At 65.3% G+C, this 18,145-nt stretch carries 14 protein-coding genes; 9 read left to right on the forward strand and 5 right to left on the reverse strand.

Translation table 11 applies throughout. The annotated features are described in order from the left end of the window. Positions 1–173 precede the first annotated feature (173 nt). The gene (locus tag ASG91_RS00105; RefSeq protein WP_056920604.1) at positions 174–554 is read left to right on the forward strand and encodes a cyclic-phosphate processing receiver domain-containing protein; all 381 of its coding nucleotides are present in this window, start codon (positions 174–176) and stop codon (positions 552–554) included. A 217-nt stretch (positions 555–771) separates the two neighbouring features. On the opposite strand, the gene ASG91_RS00110 is transcribed toward ASG91_RS00105, so the two are convergent. Together ASG91_RS00110 and ASG91_RS00115 are read right to left on the reverse strand one after the other, a co-directional pair. Then, the gene (locus ASG91_RS00110; RefSeq protein ID WP_056920605.1) at positions 772–1,530 is read right to left on the reverse strand and encodes a DUF3293 domain-containing protein; all 759 of its coding nucleotides are present in this window, start codon (positions 1,528–1,530) and stop codon (positions 772–774) included. 376 nt (positions 1,531–1,906) lie between these two features. Further along, positions 1,907–2,515, reverse strand: coding sequence for a VWA domain-containing protein (locus ASG91_RS00115; protein WP_157605853.1), 609 nt, complete (start codon positions 2,513–2,515; stop codon positions 1,907–1,909). Between the two features lie 161 nt (positions 2,516–2,676). Between ASG91_RS00115 and ASG91_RS00120 the strand changes: the two genes are divergently transcribed. Continuing rightward, positions 2,677–3,390 carry a hypothetical protein gene (locus ASG91_RS00120; RefSeq protein ID WP_157605856.1) on the forward strand — a complete coding sequence of 238 codons (714 nt, stop codon included), beginning with the start codon at positions 2,677–2,679 and terminating at the stop codon, positions 3,388–3,390. Between the two features lie 52 nt (positions 3,391–3,442). Here the strand turns inward: ASG91_RS00120 and ASG91_RS00125 are convergent, their stop codons facing one another. After that, a complete protein-coding gene (locus tag ASG91_RS00125; RefSeq protein WP_056920608.1) occupies positions 3,443–3,841 on the reverse strand; it encodes a hypothetical protein in 399 nt (132 codons plus the stop codon). 592 nt (positions 3,842–4,433) lie between these two features. Between ASG91_RS00125 and ASG91_RS00130 the strand changes: the two genes are divergently transcribed. Then, positions 4,434–4,691, forward strand: coding sequence for a hypothetical protein (locus ASG91_RS00130; RefSeq protein WP_056920609.1), 258 nt, complete (start codon positions 4,434–4,436; stop codon positions 4,689–4,691). 430 nt (positions 4,692–5,121) lie between these two features. Here ASG91_RS00130 and ASG91_RS00135 read toward each other — a convergent pair whose 3' ends face one another. Beyond that, positions 5,122–6,855, reverse strand: coding sequence for a hypothetical protein (locus ASG91_RS00135; protein ID WP_056920610.1), 1,734 nt, complete (start codon positions 6,853–6,855; stop codon positions 5,122–5,124). Between the two features lie 280 nt (positions 6,856–7,135). Here ASG91_RS00135 and ASG91_RS00145 point away from each other — a divergent pair, with 280 nt between their 5' ends. The 4 genes from ASG91_RS00145 to ASG91_RS00155 all read left to right on the forward strand — a co-directional run bounded on the left by ASG91_RS00145 (position 7,136) and on the right by ASG91_RS00155 (position 11,252). Continuing rightward, a complete protein-coding gene (locus ASG91_RS00145; RefSeq protein WP_157605859.1) occupies positions 7,136–8,146 on the forward strand; it encodes a hypothetical protein in 1,011 nt (336 codons plus the stop codon). A gap of 172 nt (positions 8,147–8,318) precedes the next feature. Beyond that, positions 8,319–8,636 (forward strand): DUF4190 domain-containing protein, encoded by a 318-nt coding sequence (locus tag ASG91_RS00150; protein WP_056920613.1) that lies wholly within the window; start codon positions 8,319–8,321, stop codon positions 8,634–8,636. A gap of 204 nt (positions 8,637–8,840) precedes the next feature. Further along, on the forward strand, positions 8,841–9,359 hold the full coding sequence (locus ASG91_RS21415; RefSeq protein ID WP_371262024.1) for a DUF6011 domain-containing protein: 519 nt from the start codon (positions 8,841–8,843) through the stop codon (positions 9,357–9,359). 312 nt (positions 9,360–9,671) lie between these two features. Next, a complete protein-coding gene (locus ASG91_RS00155; RefSeq protein ID WP_056920614.1) occupies positions 9,672–11,252 on the forward strand; it encodes a hypothetical protein in 1,581 nt (526 codons plus the stop codon). A 1,754-nt stretch (positions 11,253–13,006) separates the two neighbouring features. Here the strand turns inward: ASG91_RS00155 and ASG91_RS00160 are convergent. Next, positions 13,007–13,846 (reverse strand): hypothetical protein, encoded by an 840-nt coding sequence (locus ASG91_RS00160; RefSeq protein WP_056920615.1) that lies wholly within the window; start codon positions 13,844–13,846, stop codon positions 13,007–13,009. 493 nt (positions 13,847–14,339) lie between these two features. On the opposite strand from ASG91_RS00160, the gene ASG91_RS00165 reads away from it, so the two are divergent. Both ASG91_RS00165 and ASG91_RS00170 read left to right on the forward strand, forming a co-directional pair. Next, positions 14,340–16,031 carry a hypothetical protein gene (locus ASG91_RS00165; RefSeq protein ID WP_056920616.1) on the forward strand — a complete coding sequence of 564 codons (1,692 nt, stop codon included), beginning with the start codon at positions 14,340–14,342 and terminating at the stop codon, positions 16,029–16,031. Positions 16,032–16,997: 966 nt separating this feature from the next. Further along, entirely contained in the window at positions 16,998–18,107 is a 1,110-nt protein-coding gene (locus tag ASG91_RS00170) for a hypothetical protein (protein WP_162257483.1), read from the forward strand. Positions 18,108–18,145: the final 38 nt, after the last annotated feature.

An 18,145-nucleotide genomic window follows, 5' to 3' on the forward strand; every position in this document is an offset into this window, starting at 1 on the left:
CCGGCGCCAACGTGAATAGGCATCATCCTCGTCACCCGTCATGATCCGTCGCACAGGCCCTCCTCAACCGGAGTTGGTTCCCTAATCACGATGCGTCAATCCGCGACCGCGGACACGCAGCCCTGAGATACTGCCACCGCATATCGGTGGGTTCGGTCTGGAGGGGGCGTCAAATGGTCACGCTGCTGGTGGACGACACCCGGCTCTTCAAGGATGGGCGCCCCGCAGAGGTGGCTCGCACGAGCGATGAAGCCATCGAGGCCCTTCGAGCGATTGGCAAGGAGCAGATCGACGAGCTATGGCTCGACTACGACCTGCTCTTCGAGACTACTTCCCAGCCGTTTGTTGACCACCTACTGGCGTTGGCTGCCGCGGGACACGCCCCTACCATCGGCACTTTGTGGGTACACACCTCGCAGATTCGCGACGGTCGCCGACTCGTCGACGACCTGACCCAAGCCGGCTACCCGGCGCGACGCAGTTATGCCGCAAACATGTGGGTACGAAACACCACGCCCGTGACCCCACCTGAGTCGGTTGACGCGCTCCCTTGAGGGCTTTGGAGGTCGGTCACGCATCGCAGCCGGCCCAAGAAGGTGAGACGACCGACAGCAGGGCCGAGCCTCGAGCCTGCCGCGTGTGGCCGCGCCCTGGCTGCCGACAGCTTCCCGTGAGACACAGCGCGGCACCCGGACACGTGGTCCCCAGTTGCGCCGGCTCGTCACGATGAACCCCCATCCAGAGGTCCGGAGACTCGCCCGTATCAGGGTTTCAGCGCTCAGTCGGTCCGGGTAGCAGGGCCGGCAACTCACCGGTGGCTCGGTGCTTCCCTACGAGCTGCCGGGTCAGGGCGCGTAGGGCAACGGCCATGCCGACAGGCTCGACGTGGTCGGGCAAGAATCCCCACCGGTCAGGGCGCGGCAATGCAACGGGCTCCATGTCGTCATCGGGGTCCAGCGCCCAAAAACGCGACCCCTTGGCGCGCACGTCAAGATGCAGAAGGTGCAGGCTCCCGGGCACTTCAAAGGTGGCGCCGCTCCGCTGGCCGTCATCTCGGAAGGCGATCAAGCGGGCGCTACACGCAGGCCCGGTCGCAGCGGGAGCGCTACGCCAACCGCGGATGACGCTAGGGGAACCATCGCAAGGCAAAAGTTCCCATTGGCTCGGAGTCCACCAGAAAATGGCGTCCTGATGGAGGCTTGCTCCCAGCCGCAAAGCGTGGTCTCTCTTGATGTTCGGAATCGCAAGCGACGTCTCGGTGTGGGCGAACGTGACGTCCGCGCCGACGGCTGGCCAATGCGGGATCTTGTCCACGTCGAGGTCTTCGATCAGTTGCTGGTGGGCAGCAGCGTTGCGGGAGCTTCCGGTCTCGACCCCGTAAGGGTTGTGGGCCGTGACCACCGCCAAGTGTGTGATCCCTGCGGGGAACGGCCCACTGACCTGGCCGGCGGTGGCGGCCGGTTCGACGCGCAGGGGCCCGTCCGGGGTGGTCAGGCACACCACCGCATCAAGGTATGCGTGCCAGGTCATTGAAGGCTCCGTTCTGCAGTTTCCATGGACAGGCGGCGGTGGCAATCATGCGAAAGCATGGGGGACCGGATACCCCGCCACCGCAGGGGAACGTACAGCGGTGCCCTGTGCAGAGTGGACTCGGAGGGGGGAAGTGGTCAATGCCATAGCCCTGGAAGCGGCGGGATAGCGACAGTATCGCCGAAGCCGCGGATGCACCGTCCTTTCGGAGGTCGCCGAAGCCACCCTTAGCCTTCGGCTTCTGTGTCCAGGACACGCAAGCCACCTCGCTGAGGAAAGGACCAACCGCACTGCCTCGATCGGCTGCCTACGCACCAGAGATCCAAGCCCTACCGATGCAGACCGGGGAGGGTGGTGGCGTCCCGGATACGTCCATTCAGCCCGTGGTGATCTCCTCGGGCATCGAGAATCCCTCCGCTGAGGGTGCGGCCCGATACGTCGTCATCGACTCGGACATACTCGCGAACACAGCGACATTGCCGGAACGGGTGTTGGCGTAGCGTGTCGTAGCCACCCCCAGCTCGGCGCCCTGCCACGCCGCCTCGTCCGCGCCCAGGAATTGCACCTCCCAGTTGAAGTGCTCCTTCTGGATGGCCAGCATCGACCGCACCTGTTCGAGGCTGTACTCGTGCGAGGAGTTCTCGTGTCCGTCGGTAACAACGACGAGGAGAACCCGCCCAGGGCGCTCACTGTCCGCCAGTCCAGCGAGGTCCTTCCCGGTGCGGGTCACTTCCATGCCGACGGCGTCCAGCAGAGCGGTCATACCCCGCGGCCGCAGCGTGAATGTGAACGGCTTCGCGCTCATCCGCTCGACGGTCTCGAACTCGTTGTCGAACTTCGCCAGCGTGATGGTCAGCTTGCCGTCCATGGCGAACTGTTCGGCGATGAGGGAGTTGATCCCCGCTTGGGCCTCGTTGGCGACGCTCTCCATGCTCCCAGAGCGATCGACCACAAGGGTCAGATGGGTGTAATCGGGATTGGTCAAGGCAGCCTCCGCGGCAGATGTGATGGTGGACCCCCCGCCGACTCGATGCTGCCGGCTGATAGGAGCATTCTCTCCTGGGGCACTGACAACCACTGCGCATCCAAGGACGCTGGCTGGGTCCGCCCCTGTGCTCACCGGGCCAGTGCGGCTACGTTCTCAACATGTTCGGCACCTCCCGATTTGAGGGACACTTACGCGAGTCATCACGCGAGCTGTTCTCCGCGAACCGCGACGTGATGTCTTCGGCAGACCTTCTGCCGACGCCGAACGATGTGGACGTGGGCGACGTCGACCTGTTCTTTCGCGGTATCGAGGAGGGACTCATCAACCTCCACCCCGGAGGGCGCTTCAACACGCGAGACCGGCCGACCGCTGACGGGCGCTGGGGGCTGCTCTCTCGTTCCAAGCGTGGGGGCTGGTTCAACGCCGAGTACCTACCGCAACTCGCCGCCTACGTCGAGGCGATCCTCGATCTGGGCTATCCCCCCGAACGCGTGTTGTTCGAGCTCCCTGCCGTCTCGTTGCAACTCGACCTGGCGATCCTCGACGACACTGGGCGAGTCGTCGTCCTCGGGGAAGCCAAGAGATCGACACCGGCCTTAGTCACATTGGCTCTTCGCGCCATCGAACGTTTCGGCGACGCGGCACCCTCTGATGAAACCAAACGTCGTGGCGACGAACAGCGTCAACTGGCGTGGCGCCTGTGGGCGGTCGCCCCAGACTTCACCTGGCTGATCGGCCCCGGTCACCGGGAGGCATTTGTTACCGGCATCGACCCGCTGCGGCTTGAGTCCCTGCCTCGGCTGCCCCCAGCAGCCGAACTTGGGCTGGACCACGCCCCCGCAGAACAACTTCCACCGCCGAGACTCGCATAGTCAAGCGCGGCGCTGCACGGTCGACAACCGACGACCCGGTGGCCCCATTCGCTTAACGCCGCCGGTACAGGTCCCAACTGCGCATGACCTGGTCGCTCATGAAGGTGTCCTTCTGAGCCGGAGATGGCCGTGCCGGCAGCGCCCCAAGATCTGTGGCGAGCCGGTAGAACCCGGCTCCCTCATCCGTTCCGCCGCGATGGGTGACCAGGACCGACAGCATCACGCCGCAGTCTGCGTAGGACTCCCGGGAGATTTCGCCTAGCAACGCCCCGATAGCCGCACGATCGCGATCGAGATTGAAGTCAAAGGGGGCGAAGCCAGTGTCGTCGACGAGCCTGCGGTTCAGGCTGGAGTAGTCGGTGATCACCTGATCCTCTGCCAGCTCAATCAGGCATCGCCTGGCGGCTGCGCGCAGTTCTTCCCATTCGATCTCGTCGCGACCGTACTTCACGTTGCCAAATGTAGTCGAAGGCGCGAATTGGTAACGACCGCAACCATGGGACGCCTGCGGTGGCTCGGTACGGGCAAGGAGTTTCGTTGGCACGCTGATCGTGACCGTGCCACGAGCTGCCCGACATCGCAGCGCAGATTTCGCCTACCCGTCGTCCAGGGCAGGGCGTCGGGGGCCGACCCGTCCTGTGTGACGCGGGTCACGTGCGAAGCTGGTTGCCGATGATCGCGGGCGGCGGACGTTACTGGTCATGGCGTCGAGGGAGACGCCTCCCATACCCCCGGGGTGCGCATCAACAGTTCGTCATGGTTGCTGCGTTACCGGGCACGACCGGCATACCGGTCCCATGGGCCGGACCCACCCCGAATCACACATCGGTGGGCTAGCCCGCTACAACGATCGGCCCCAGCAACACCGTCGCTGGGGCCGATCTCATGTTCCGACGCCGTCTGGGCCCCGACTGCAGCCGGCGCGCACGGCCAGTGCCAAGACCTCGGTCTCCGATCCATTGCGCTTGTGCTGCGGCGCCGGACGATGACGGATGGTTCACCTAGAGCCAGCCCCTCTCAATCCTCAAGAAGGAGCCCTACGCATGGCCTCAGACCAGCACGGCATCACCCCACTGGTTCCCATGCCGCCCTCGGTCTGGGACGACATCATGCTCGTCCGCAGTACCGGGCTGGTGCACCTGTTGGACAGTGCAGTCGTGGCCGCGGCGTTGGATGTTCTCGGCATGCACGATTCGGCTGGGTGGATCCAGCAGAACCTAGCCAGCTACATCGGCACAGTGCTGTTCGGCATGGACGATGCGGCGACTGACGCCCCCGGCCCCAGCTCGCCCAGACGCTGATCGGGACTGGCTTAGCCTCTGCTTCTCGGCTACCGGCCACGGAAGGCGGGACTGTCAGCCCGACGCCAGATTGAGCTGGTCGCGACTGGCCCTCCCGTGGGCCTTGGGGATCCGCTGCTCGATGACGCTTGATCCGCCGATTCTTGCTATACGCGCTATACGCTGCTCGACACGTTGAGCGGTGCACCTGGCGAGCCGCATCTCATCCGGTGGACTGGGACGGCACATCGGTTGCATTGCCTTGCTACCAAACGCTCGTTAAGTGTGGGTAAGTCTGGAACGGCGGGGAGTCGCGCGGTTAGGCAACACACCAACCACACGGGCCGGCGATGCTGAACACCAGACGCGCAAGCCGATCAGGCTGCTCGAAGGGTGCGGCCCAGTTCCCCGCTCAGGCGTCACATGCGCCGCGATCCAGGTCGGCGAACGATCAGGCGACTGGTTCGATGACCAACCTCTCGTGGTGGGCCGCCGAGGTCGCCGGAGCGAGGCCGCGAAGAACAACCGCGACGATGCTGAACACCAACAGCAGAGCCATGGAAAGGCACAGTGTGTCGAACGGCTCGCTGAGGGCCAGGCCGGCTGCGGTCAGTGCACCGGCGACGACCCCCGCGAGGACCAGCGCCCACGACGGCAGGGTGCGGGCTGGCGGTCTGGCGTGGAGCAACGCCCATCCGCCCGCGACGAGGAGGCCGAGCGCTGTGGCTGCGAGGAGTGTCCAGAGTCCTGCCGAGGTAAGGGTAGGGATGGCTCGCCCCGCGCGTGGCATGGAGGCGAGGGCGGCAAAGAGCCCCAGCAAACCTGCGCCGGTGACGACTCCCAAGGCTGCTTGCAGGAGCGCCCGCGTTCGCTCTTGACGCTCTGCGACGACGGTCCGCTGGTCGTCCAGGGTGAGTTGCAGGAGCTGCTCCAGGACCTCAATGCTCGCCGCGACGTTGTCGTCGACCTGGGTGCGGCCCGGCGCGGGTGCCATTGCGTCCTGGAGCGCGGTGGGGGCCAGTTCTCGGCGCAAGTGACTCGGATTGGTCCAGCTCTTGAAGTTCGAGTCGTTGAGGAGCTGGTCACCCAGTAGCTGCCGCAGCTGAGTGCGTGCGCGCACCCCTCGCACGAGTCTGAGGCGACGCCCGAGGTCGCGTCGCGATTCGGGGAGACTCCCCGTGGCCGGATCGGTGGCGCCTGGTTGCGGGCGCCTCTTGTCTGAGGATCCGGTGGTGGCCGCTGGACTGGGTTCGGTGCATCCGAAGTTCGCGATCTCGTCAGCGACGGCCCAGAAGTCCCGAGCTTGACGGCCCATGGTGGCTGCCATCGGCACGAGCTCCAGGACGATCCCGTCACCACCCCACCCCAGATAGTCGTGATAGATCGAAAACGCGTCGAGATCGAGCACTGCCACACGGCCGTCCGAGCGCATCGCGCACATGGCAGTCTCGCGGGCACGTTCCGCAGCTACTTCCACCTCACGGTAAGCCCACTGGAAGGTTCCCTGGCGCGAGTCAAGCTCATCGGCGCCGAGACCCTCTCCGGCCGTAGCCCTCTCGAGCAGGTCGCGGATTCCCATGCCTTGGGTGGACGCGCTGATTCCCGTCACGAGACCTTCGATCTGTCGGATGCCAGAGATCGAGGTACGCCGCGGCACCATGAGCTCGACGATGTCGCGGTCCACCAAGGCCGGACCGGCACCGTGTGCGTCCGCTAGGGCCTCGAGGGCCTTCGCCCGCTCGCCAAAAAGGCTGCGCAGCGACGCGGGTCGTTCCCCCCACAAGTGCTGGATGAGGTCGCCCACCGAGGGCTGTCCGTCCCCGTGCCGCGGCGCCTCCCGCAACATCGCGCCCAGGGCGTCCGTCTGCGCTGCCAGATCGTCGGTGTTCGCCACCAGCCGTTCGAAGGCGACGACGAACCCTTGCCCGGCCACGTGCCACAGGGAGGCGGCTCGTGCCTCGGTGGTGGCGATCGGTTGATCGGCCTCAGATCGCTCAGCCAGTGTTGCCGTCGAACGCCCGAAGACAACGGGTGTAGGGCCGCGATCAACGGTGTGCGCCAGCAGCACCGGCTCCTGCCAGCCCCACGTGCCAGTAGCTCGCTCGGGCACCCAGCGAACCGCTTCGGACGCGGCGATCCAGCGGCGGGACCGCGCGGCCAGAAACGGGTCGGTCGAGGGATCCATGTCAGGTTCTACAGCCTCCTCTAGTCCAGTGTCGGGAAGTTGCAGAGGGAGAAGAAGGGCATACAAGGAGCCAGTCAGGTCCTGAGGGCCTAGAAGTCCGATCACGTTGCTGCTCAGTCCCATTCACTCGTAGTGGATGCCCTCCGGGGCCTCGGCCGAGTAGGTGAAAAATACCCAAATCGGCAGCGGCCGCCGAATGTAACACCTAGGGTCTGCGCGGCGAGGAAGAACGACAAAGATCGCTAACGAGTCAAACCCGGCAGACAAGGACATGTAGCGCATGAGCACCGTGACCGCCAGCATTCTGGTTGGTAACCGCCACCGCAGACGCGGAGGAATCCAACCGGGGTGGTTGGTCCTTCTACACGAGGGCAGCGGAGCGGCATGGCAGCTCGTCAGGTTGAACCTCTTCGAGGGAGACGAGCCCGGGGCGCTGGACGAAGCACCCGGAGTGCGGTGGGTTACGGACCCGAACGGTGACCTAGTGGGGGACCTCGCGCTACTGCTCCAGCTGCACCTCGTCGAGAATGCGGAACTGCGCGAGATGGTTCGGGAAGTGCCCCAGCTTGTGACGCGGCGCGTCGCTGACCTCTCAGCGCTTTCCGCCCGCGAGCGGGAAATCTACGCTGCGGCCCTCACCCGGGCCCGTCTCGCCGAGGGGAGTCGCTGGCTTTCAGCCACCCGACTACAGGGCAGTCGGCTCGACCTCGACGCCCTGAGCGCCCTGCCGGGTTGGAGCGTAGACCTCGTAGACCAGCAGGACCGGTCAACGCTCAAACCGAACACACACTGGGCCGCCGAAGGAGTCGACCAGGAGGCTCCCAGTGACGCCCAGACTGCTGTCTCACGGTTCGTCACCGGGGTCACCTTCAACGCGATCGCCACGGCAACCCTCAGTGATTTCCTGTCCCGAGCAGCCCGCGGTCCAGCCGAAGAAACGGCTTCCGCGTTGCAGGCGTGGAGTGAAGCCAGTCTGGACGCACTCGAGCGGGCTGGCGCCTTCACCGAGGGCGAAGCCGCCGGACTGGCGCTCGTCATCGAAGACCTCACCCCACACCAAGCCCGGCTGCTGGGAGCGCTACTGGCACAGCGCGGGTCCGCCAGGGACGCAGGCATGTCGCGCGAGCGGCTCGGCGATCAGGAACAGCAGTTGCAGGACCTGTTCGTCCTGACCGCTCGGATCACCGGGCATGCCATCGCCCTCGCCAGCAATCGGTTTCAGCTGCCTCCGTGGCTTGTCATCGACGCACTCGACCCCACGACGCGGCACGCCCTCCCGTACTACATCTGACCCACCAGCCCTACCCCCTCACAGTCACCGCGACTGGCCCGTGGCGGACCTTCACCCACCCGGTGAGCGCGCCGCAATCCCTTCCGCCCACGGTCGCTCGAAGCCGAGATTGCCGCGCCATAGCGCGCCGACAGGCTTTGGTGCGCACTAAAGGAGATATGCCTTGACCAACATGACCTACCGGAACTACCAGGCCCCACCAGAGCACCGACAGTTCAGCGGCATGGCCATCACCGGGTTCGTGTTCAGCCTGCTTTGGCTGGGCGGACTCGGCTCGCTAGCCGCCGTAGTCGTATGCGGGGTCGCAATGAAACGCGCCAAAACGCGCGGTCAGAACGGGCGTGGGCTGGCCGTCGCCGGCCTCATCCTCGGCATCCTGGGCCTGCTCGCTACCATCTGGCTCGTACTCGTCGTGGTCGGCCTCGGTTCGGCCATGGACAGCGAGTTTCAGTCGATGTCGGACTGTCTTAACAGCGCCGCAGACCCCTGACATGCTGATCTCCTACCAGTTGTTGGCAGCGTGACGACCCCGGAGGGCGTCACCCAATCGAAGTCGATGATGGAGGTGTCGCACCGGCTCTCGTGGGTCGCCCGCCGTTCACCCGGGACATGGGCCGCCGTGGTCACAGTGGTTGCCGTCTTGCTTGCAATGGGTCAGCGACTCGTGAGTGGGTGGGCGGTCTCGATAGTGGCGATGCTCTTCGGGACCGGGGCGCTGGTGTTGATCTGGCATGGACTGCGGGTCCGACAGGCAAACCAGCTCCCCGCCCGCCCGCCTACCCCTTCGCGGCGTGTTGCAGAACTGGACTTCAGCGTTCCGGAGCCTGCTCGGCGAGTTCCGGTGCTCGCGGACTTCTGCACGATTTGTGGCCGAGCGTTGTCAAACCCCGCCAGCCGACTGGCCCGCGTCGGATCAGAATGCGTCAAAGTGCACGGGCCGCGACCCCTGTCTGTTCTAAACCCCGCCTACGGCGAGTGGGTCGTTTCCAAACGAGTGGCTGAGGCGGAGGCAGCTGCAAAACAACGCTCCCTTGATCGCCAACACGACCAGGCCCTCTTGCTACATACCCGGGACGTGCGTCGCTGGGAGCTCAGCCTCGAGACGCCGGAGATGGTTCGACGTCGCCTCGTCAGGATCGAAGGCCAGCGACTTGCTGGGGCGGGGCTAACACTGACTGCCGGCATCGCCGCCGCACAATTGCTTGGCTCGTAGCCGAGCAGTTGTGGGCGACCACGAACCGTTGCGCGAGTGAAGGGGAGCTCGCCGACCTCAAGGTTCAGCTGCGCTGGGCTCGGGCGCCGCAGCGTGCTGAGCAATGATGCGCGTTAACCGAAGGATGGTCACCGCTTGCCCGACGACACCAACCGACGCGTCGCTACCACCGCCGATGACGGGCCCGCCGCGGCTCGAGGACCAGGACTAACCCGAACCTCGGCCTCAGTGTGCGCGCCAGGCTCGTGCAAGTTCCTCCGTTTTGCCCGCAATGCCGCACCGTGCGCCATGACCACGCCCTAATGTTCAAGCATGACTGAGCAGCAATCCGTCCTCGTCGAGGTGTATCCGGGCGAGTTCGCCGTTTTCGGCGGGTTCGACCTGAAGGGTTCGACGATCGAACCCGCCCCACTACTTCCGCGCGCGGCCAGGAAGTCGTTCGAAGACACGATCTCGGGAGCGATCGGGGCGGGAAATATCGGCGCTCAGGCTATGGCGGCTCTGGGGAGTTTCGAAGGGCTGGTACGGCTCAGCCCTGCGACACTGGATGCGATGCGAGCCGGCGCGACGCCCATGTCGAACGGAGTCTTCAACCTCGGATCCTTGACCGATAGCAGCGGCCATATTGTGCAAACGGTTCAGTGGACAAGTGCGGGCGCGGGCTTGGCTTCGCTTCCTGCGGTGGCCGCTGCGGTTGGCCCCGCACTGGCACTGATGGCCATACAGATGCAACTCGCCAAGATCACTCGCCTGGTCCGGGAGAACCTCCAACTGACGGATGCCCTGCTGGAAGAACTCCGCACCGAGCGATGGGCGACAGTTCAGGGGCAGCACGAAGGCATGTTGGCGATGATCGGCGAGGCTCGCTCGATTGGTGCGGTCAATGACAACATCTGGCAGAACGTCCAGGGCAACGAGATGGTGCTCCAGGTCACCAGGGTCGAGTTCCGGCGAAACGTCGATCGCCACGTGTCGAAGTTGAACAGTGCTAGGGGCCCCATCGCGGTCCGGGAGATCCTCGACCACCACGGCGACGCCATCGTCGCGGACGTCCAAGGGCTCCTGCAAGCGCAGGCAGCCTGGTTCACCTACCAAGCCATCCGTGCCGGGAATCTACAGTTCAACATCGACAAAGACCCCACTGCTGCGCAGCACATCCAGACGGTCGTCACCAATGCTCGCAAGCACCATGAGCAAGACCTTGCCGACGCTGCGAGACTGATCGATGCCCTCGTCCGACGCTCGTCGGCAATGGTCGACGCGAAGGGTTCGGCAAGCATCCCGTTCGGCAGGAAGCGCCGCGCGGCGAAAGACGTGGCTCGTGCGGGCAAGATCCTTCGAGACCAGCTGAGTTTCCTACATGACGGATGGGACCTAGCGGACCCGCCGGTTCAGGTCCCACACATCGCAGCGGTGGAAGGTGGCGTCGTCCCGGACAAGGTTCTTCGAGTCCTTCGTTGGCACCTGCGCCCACAAGAGCAGCTGCATGCGATCGCCGCCGCCCAGGATCAGTCGTCTTCACGCAACAACTGGGCCTGGAAGTTGCAGGATGATTGGCTCGTCGCTGCCGTGACCAACGAACGCGTCATCGTCGCAAAGCAAAAAGACCTGGACGCGAGCGGGGAGGTCGCCGGCGAGATCCCGCTGGACAGTGTTCGGTACGTGCGTTACGAGCCAGGTACCGGAAAGCCGAATCGTTCTGACGCTCGGATCGGCATTGCCACCGCCGACCGTGACCTCAACCTCAAGTTCGCGGAATGGGCCACAGCGGGAACTGATCGCCGGCAGGTTGACACCTTCGCCCTGTTGCTCCGAAGTCAAATGCGCCTGCCGGCAGAAGAAGTGCCGGTCAGCCCGATCGCATCGCCCCACCCCATCACAGCGGCCACCTGATCGGCTTAGAGCAATGTCTTACCCGGACGAAACACCCCCCTGTAGAAGGCCAAGCCTCCCCCTGGGCCACGCGAAGTGGGAGCAGCACCTCGCCAGAGGGATGTCGCCCGGCTCGATTAGTGTCCGAAGCGCCATAGCAAGGAGACCTACGAGGGAGTGCCAACTACATGCAGGCTGACGATCAGGCGGCACCCGCTACGAGGAGGGTCAGCGGTTCACCCACGTTTGTCGCCGCAACACGCCTAGACGAGAACCATGACGAGCTGTCCTTCTCGGACGCCGTAACCCTTGCTCGGCTGGTGTTGGAGCACGATGGCGGCCCTGTGCCCGCTAGGGGAAAGCGTGCACTCATGGATGGCGCGACCTTGAAGCGTTTGACCAAGCTCGGCCTGCTTCGCCTGGACGAGGGATTCGGACGTGACGTCGGAACAACCAGTAAGTCCGGTTGGAGGGTGGCTGCCAGCGACGAGGGCTTCGCACTAGTTACGGGCTGCCTCGCACAAACGCAGTCACCCGAAAAGCAGGGGAGCGACGCTCGCGACTCCGAGCCGGCGCAAATGGAAGAGCCGGGCGGCGCGACGCACGATGACACTCGCACGGGTGCAATGCCCGACAGGGTGGAAAACGCAGCAGTGGACCTTTGGTGGGTAGCAGGTTTCAGCCCTGAGTCGCGGCGCGAGTGGACTACGGCGTTGCCCGAGCTGGGGGAGCCGATCGACAGTGAAATCGCGGACGAGGACCGGGTTCGCGTTGCATCGAGGTGGCGTGTGGGCGGGTTCACGGTGAAGGAGTCTCGATGCTGGCACGACGCCTTCGCGCACCGTCAGGATTGGGAACTGCTGGCCCCAACCGCTCGAGAGTGGCGAGACGCGGGATTTCTACCTGAAGAGGCTGGAGCGTGGTCCCGCGGTTGGCCGATGCCCGAGGAGAGCGTTGAGTATGCCGGCTTGTTCAGAGACGCGGGCTGGCATCCCTTCCACGTTTGGCTGTTGTACTCGTTCTCTACGGACAGCTATGGGGTCGATTGGGGCAACGTTCGGCGTCGTTGGGCACCAATTCCGTGGTCGCATGCCCTGGCCTGCGCCCGGGCTGGCATGTCTCCAGAGGAAGCGCTGGACAGCCTGGAACTACATCCAACGGAACTCGAGCGCCGCCTCCGGGATCGCTTTACCGGGCGCACCCCGGTCGACCCATTCGTGGCCATGCACGTTAACCACCACATCTGGCTGTCATACGGAACCGAGATCCCGCCTGACGCGCCCTTTTGGGCCGAGCGGCTCTGGGACCTTCACGATGAGGAAGACGACTGCGATCGGCGCGAGGGACGAGTGCCGACAAACGGGGGACCGCACGCCCAGCATCCCCTAGGTACGAACGGTCCCGGGACCAAGAAGTCGGTGGCGCCGACTCCCTGTCCCGGCAGCGGGCAGAAGGGACGCATGGTCGAACGCGACGGCTGGGACGAGTGGTACGTCGTGTGTCCCACTTGCGAGACCACATGGGTGGGAGGACCAACCGCGCCCCTGCCGGACCACGACAGTCGCTGAAACGTCAGCGTCCCTGCTGAATCGCTCATGCACCGGACCAGCACGGCGATCACCCTGCGGCGATCCCGCAGGGGCGAGGCCGAAGCTCCGGCATGCGCGCAACACGAGCGTTGATCGACCGCGACGAGCGAAGACCTACTTGGCGCGCAGCTTGCAGTCCTGCGTGACCAGATACGGGGTGGCGCCCAGGCATTGATGCCTGCGCACCTACCGAGACGGGCGGTGGGTGGCCGGAACGCATTCATCGCCTTGTGCTGAACCGATCCACGCAATAGGGCGACGACACTCAGCGCAGGCAACCCGACCCTGGTTGATGAAGATGCGCCCGCCCATCCCTTCCCGGTGGTCCTGTACAAGAGTGGTGGCGGTGTCCAGGACGTCCGAGAGCCCGGTGACGTAGACGCGCTCCTCGTCCCGGCGATGAAACCCGTTCATCCAGCTCGCGAACACCTGCCCGCTCGGGGCACGCCTGTAGCTGAACTGTGCTTCGGGGTGGGTCAGCGAGAGCAGGGGGACAATCAGCTGCTCAATGTCGTCGGCCGAGATGGTCGGTATGAGACCTGCCGCTGTCGCTGCATAGCGGCGCCACTTTGGCTGGCGACGGGCAAACGCGCCATGGACAAACTCGCCCGTCTGCACCCGCTCCACGATCCTGGCCTTGGCGGCCTCGACAAGCGACTGGGGGTGCCGACCTCGCATCCGAAGTGCAGATTCGTCGACGTAGCCGCCGATCTCCTCTATGGTCCATCGGAGGCGACGATCGGCGGTGGACGGTAGGGCGGCCAGCAGGCTGGCGGAAGTCTGGCCTTGGTGGGCCGGCCCCCGTCGTGAGCGTCGGTGGGCGGCCTCGAGCCAGCCTGACAGTGCGAATCCGAAGCCGCGCCGACCGCTCAACGCCAGCGCGGAGTCCCGGAGCACCGCATCATCGAAGGCAGCCAGGGCCTGAAGGTCGGCAAGGTTGCCGAGGTTCTTGAGAAGCGCCCCGCTGGTCTTGATCCCGGTCGCGTCGGAGTAGATGTCAGCGAGTCGAGCAGCTTCGGGCGTCAAGGGTCGCTCCAGATCGGTCGGTTGTCCTGTGCCCCAGAACAGTGCCTTTGGGAGCCGACGATGGATGCGATGTGGAAAGTCGTTTCCTCCGAACAGCCGAGTACGGACCTCACCCGATCGTCAGCCTCCAGGTCGACGACGCTGACTGGCTAAGGCCGGTTGGCGCCAACTGTTGCGAATCTTGAGCGTGACGAGTGCGCCAACAGCAAGGAGCGGAGCAGTCGGACCAAGCCTGCCCCCGCCGAATGCGCCGCAAGCAGTCCCTCCTTTAGGTTCTACAGCAGGGCGCCCCGTCGAGATTCTTGAAGGGGGGCGCGGGCCATGTTGGAGAGATTGCGCTCCTGCCCTCAGCCCGTCCGCAAGGGACTCCGTGCTTCGGGCCTCGACCGATCGGATCGGTTTTGAGGGCCAACGGTGCCGTTTGACCCGTTTCTGCCGCCGTTGTCGGTGTCGCCTTCTACCGTCGTGTGCCAGGAATGGGGAGGGGTTTGTTGTGACGGTGATAGCGAGCCAGGGTGCAAAGCTGGTCGGATCCGAGAGTGAGGCGCGGGTCCTCGCGGCCAGCCTGAACAGGCCGGATCGGGCCCGTCCCGTGGTTGTCGTCAGTACGGCAGCGGGCCAAGCCGCCCCGTATGTCGATGTCGATGAGCTTGCGGAAGCGTTGGCCGACCTCGCTGAGATCTACATCGTCCCCACCGGTGACGTTTCGTGGGCGTTCTCGGTTGCGATGCCGGCGCAGACTCAGGTGTACGGGGGAGCGAGTCGGGTCTACCCCACGGATACGTCTTGGGTGACCCGCCCATCGGCGTCGCCGCTACGGTTCGCGTTTGGGATCCACGACCGCGTACGAGTGACTGAGCTGCTCATTGCCGATGCCATGGGGATGGCTCTCGCAGCAGGGTTGTTCAAAGCGCCAAGCGCCGGGCGGCTGGTGACGGCCGGCGGTGCGGTGTTGGGGACGGCCGGCGGTGCGGTGTTGGGGACGGCCGGCGGTCGTGCGTTGGTGGACACCGACAGGGGGATGGCCTCGGTCTGGCCAGAGCTCACGGTTCCGGGCGTCGCTGCTGAACGTATGTTCGTCAAGGGCATGACCGTGACCGGGGACCTGGATTCAGAGAGCCACCGTCTTGATGTGCGTGGCTCCATGCGGACGATCGCGAGCCTGGCGCAGGCGTATTCAGCGGGACAGACCGTGCTCGGCCGGGTAGCCCGCGTCGACAAGGGCGGGTGCCATCTCGAGCTTGTGCCTGAACTCAGGGTGTTCGCGGACCGCGACGTCGTGGTCGCGGACCAGAAGGTGGCCCTCACCGAGCTGCTGACACTGGGGGAGGTGGTCAAGGCCAAGGTCGTCACCGTGGGCGCGACCACCGGCAAGGGATGGGTCCTCGACCTGATCGACGTGGACCCGGATGCCGAGCCCTACGCGCCCGCCTTGTTCGCCGGAGGGCCCCCGTGGCTCGCTCTCGCTGAGGCCGTCGCGCCGCCGGTGGAGGTCGAGCCGCCCGCGAATGCGGTCGTGACTGAGGAGCTGCCTGCACCTGTCGCGCCTGGCGGCGGCAATGCGGAGGAGTTGGCGTCACAGCTGGCCGCGATGAGGCAGGAGCGAGACGGCTACCTGCACGAACTCGCGTCGGCCCGGACACGGCTCGAGCGGCTTGAAGGTGAGCGCACACGGCTTCGCGCGCAGGCGCGCGAAGCCAGCAACTTGGCCGACCGCAAAGCGCGTGAAGCCGACGGGCTCGCGGCCCAGCTCGCGGTCTCCGCCAACGACGGGCACCTGTTCGCAGACCCTGTCGACCAGCTCGAGTTCGAGGTACGTCTGGCGTGGGCTCGGCGCACGACTGCCGACGAGAAGTCGTCGCTCCCTCTGGCTGCCTACGAGTTGGCGGACGGATTCATCGCCTCCCTCGACGAGGTCGACGGCATTAGCCGTCAGAAGGTGGTCGACGTGGTCGTCGACGTACTCACCGGTCGGGTGCACGAGCTGGGAAGCCGCGACAGCCACCAGCTTCGGGAGTCGGACGGTCCCAACGCCGCCTACGTCAAGGGGGCGGATGGCTCCACCTGCTGGCGGGTCGCGCTGCAACGCAACACACCTCAGGCTCGCCGCCTGCACTACTGGCAGCGCCCCGACGGATCGGTGGAACTGTCAGCGGTGCGCAAGCACGACGACATGCGGCCGTAGCCACTTCGTGGGTTGAAGGACGTAGGGGCAACGATCGCACCCGTTCACCTCAACATGGCGGCGGATGTCCTTCCCAAGCCAGACGGGACCGCAAAGTGTAGTTTCAGAAGGTCTCAGACTGTCGCCTGAAAACGTCGCAAAGTGTAGTTTGCGCTGGTCAGCGCACAGCGCTCAGACGCCGGCCCGTATCTTCGGGCAGGGGTCCGGGTGCTGTCTGTCGCGGCAACCCGCGCCGAACGCCAGTCCTCGAGCAACGGCTCAAACGAACGCGATGCGTCACTGCTCGTAAAGGCCCACCACCACACGCACCAACCTCGGCGGTACTCCCATACGGTCAGCCGCGAGTGGGCGGAAGGGGCACCTGCGTCGGCATCCCGAGCTGACGCTGCGGGACAGTTCGAACCGAACCACCCGGCGCACCGCGTGATGGCTGTCGGCAATTCCTGCGGCGATGTGGCGCGCCGTGGGCCGTCCAGTGGGACGCGCCTGTCGATCCTCGCCTCGCCCGCGGGCCGGGTCATGCCCGTAAGTGTCGGTGCGGTACGACACACTTCGCGAGTGAGCGCGAGCCAGAGGTCACCCCGGTCGCAGGGATCGGAGCCGTCATCCCTAGCACCGGACTCCACGCCCCCGAGTAGCCGTCCGCGTGCGCGTCGGGTGGTCGTGCTGGCGATGGTCGTAGCGCTCGCTGTGCTCGTGGGGTTCGGATTGGCGCACGTGTCTGGGCAATGGAGTGGGAACCGCAATTCGGCCAGCAAGCCCACTGTCCCGGCCGATAGCGACCGTGACGGCCTCTTGGATGACGTTGAGAGTTCTGGGTGGTCCACGCGGGGTGGCTCCGAGTACCGCACCGACCCAGGTAACGCGGACTCCGATGGGGACGGTCTGTGGGATGGCGACGAGGCTGGCGCGCTGGTCACTAGCGCCGGGGCCGAAAGCGTCTACTCCGGCTACTCCAATCCGATGGTGCCCGACACGGACGGTGATGGCCTGAATGATGCCGACGAGGCGGACATAGGGCTGGACCCGTTCGATCCTGACAGCGACGACGACACGCTTGCGGACGGCCCCGAGGTAGACCTCGTTGGATCGGACCCCGCAACGGCGGACACCGACGGTGACGGCTTTCAGGACGGATACGAGGACCTCAACCGGGAAAGTCAAGGTCTCGATCCGTTGTGGGTCGACGTCAAGGTCGGCAAATGGACCTACGCGGGCGACTACGCCAAGGGGGCGCTCGCGGGTGACCTGTGGCGCGAGGACTCGCTGGCTTGGCTGGCCGGCAACCTCACCTCGGGTGCGGCGAGCTCGGTTCCTGTCGTCGGTTCCATCGTCGGCGCCGTCGCAGACCTGCGCGATGCCGTGGGCTCGGCCATCCACGCCGACTGGGTGGGCTCAGGCTTCAGCGCGGTAGGTGCTGTACCGGGCGGCGACGCCTTGGCCATCCCCGGCAAGGCCGCGAAGTTCGTGGCCCGTAACCCCAAACTGATCACCACCACCGCGAAGATCATCGTCTCGGCCACCAAAGTCCCCGAGCCCATCAAGGTCAGAACCTCAAAGGAAATCTGGAAGGACTGGGATGGCCTGCGTTCTGCCGGCTCCTCCGACAAGTCGCTTCTCACCTTGCAAAAGGGTCGGACCAACCTTGATGGGCTAGCTCTGTCGCTCAAACGACCGGGCCACGTCCAAGGCGTTCCGGCTCCGTTCTTCGCCACAGGCCCGAGCGGCGAGTCGTTCCTCGAAAATCTCTACCGCGCCAACGCAAAGGGCACCAACAAGCAAGTCCGGGCATCGACGACAGCCTGCGGCGAGACGTGCAGCTTCAGCACTATCCGGATCTTCGACGTCTTCGTCGGCGGAGTCGCTCACGAGTCCAAGGTCGGCTACGTGCCGTTCAGCCAGTTCACCCAAAGGCAGATCAGGAAGGATGCTTGGCTGATCAAGAACGGAGACATCCAGGCCGCACACTGGCACTTCTTCGCCAGCTCACGCTCCAACACCGTCGGTGCTGACAAACGAGTGCTTGACCTCCTCGATCAACAGCACATCCCGTACACGATCCATGCACCCAGGTAGGTGCGAGTTCCGGTGACGTGGACGCAAGTTGGGAGGTG

The organism is Phycicoccus sp. Soil802, from assembly GCF_001429605.1.
GTDB lineage: Bacteria > Actinomycetota > Actinomycetes > Actinomycetales > Dermatophilaceae > Pedococcus.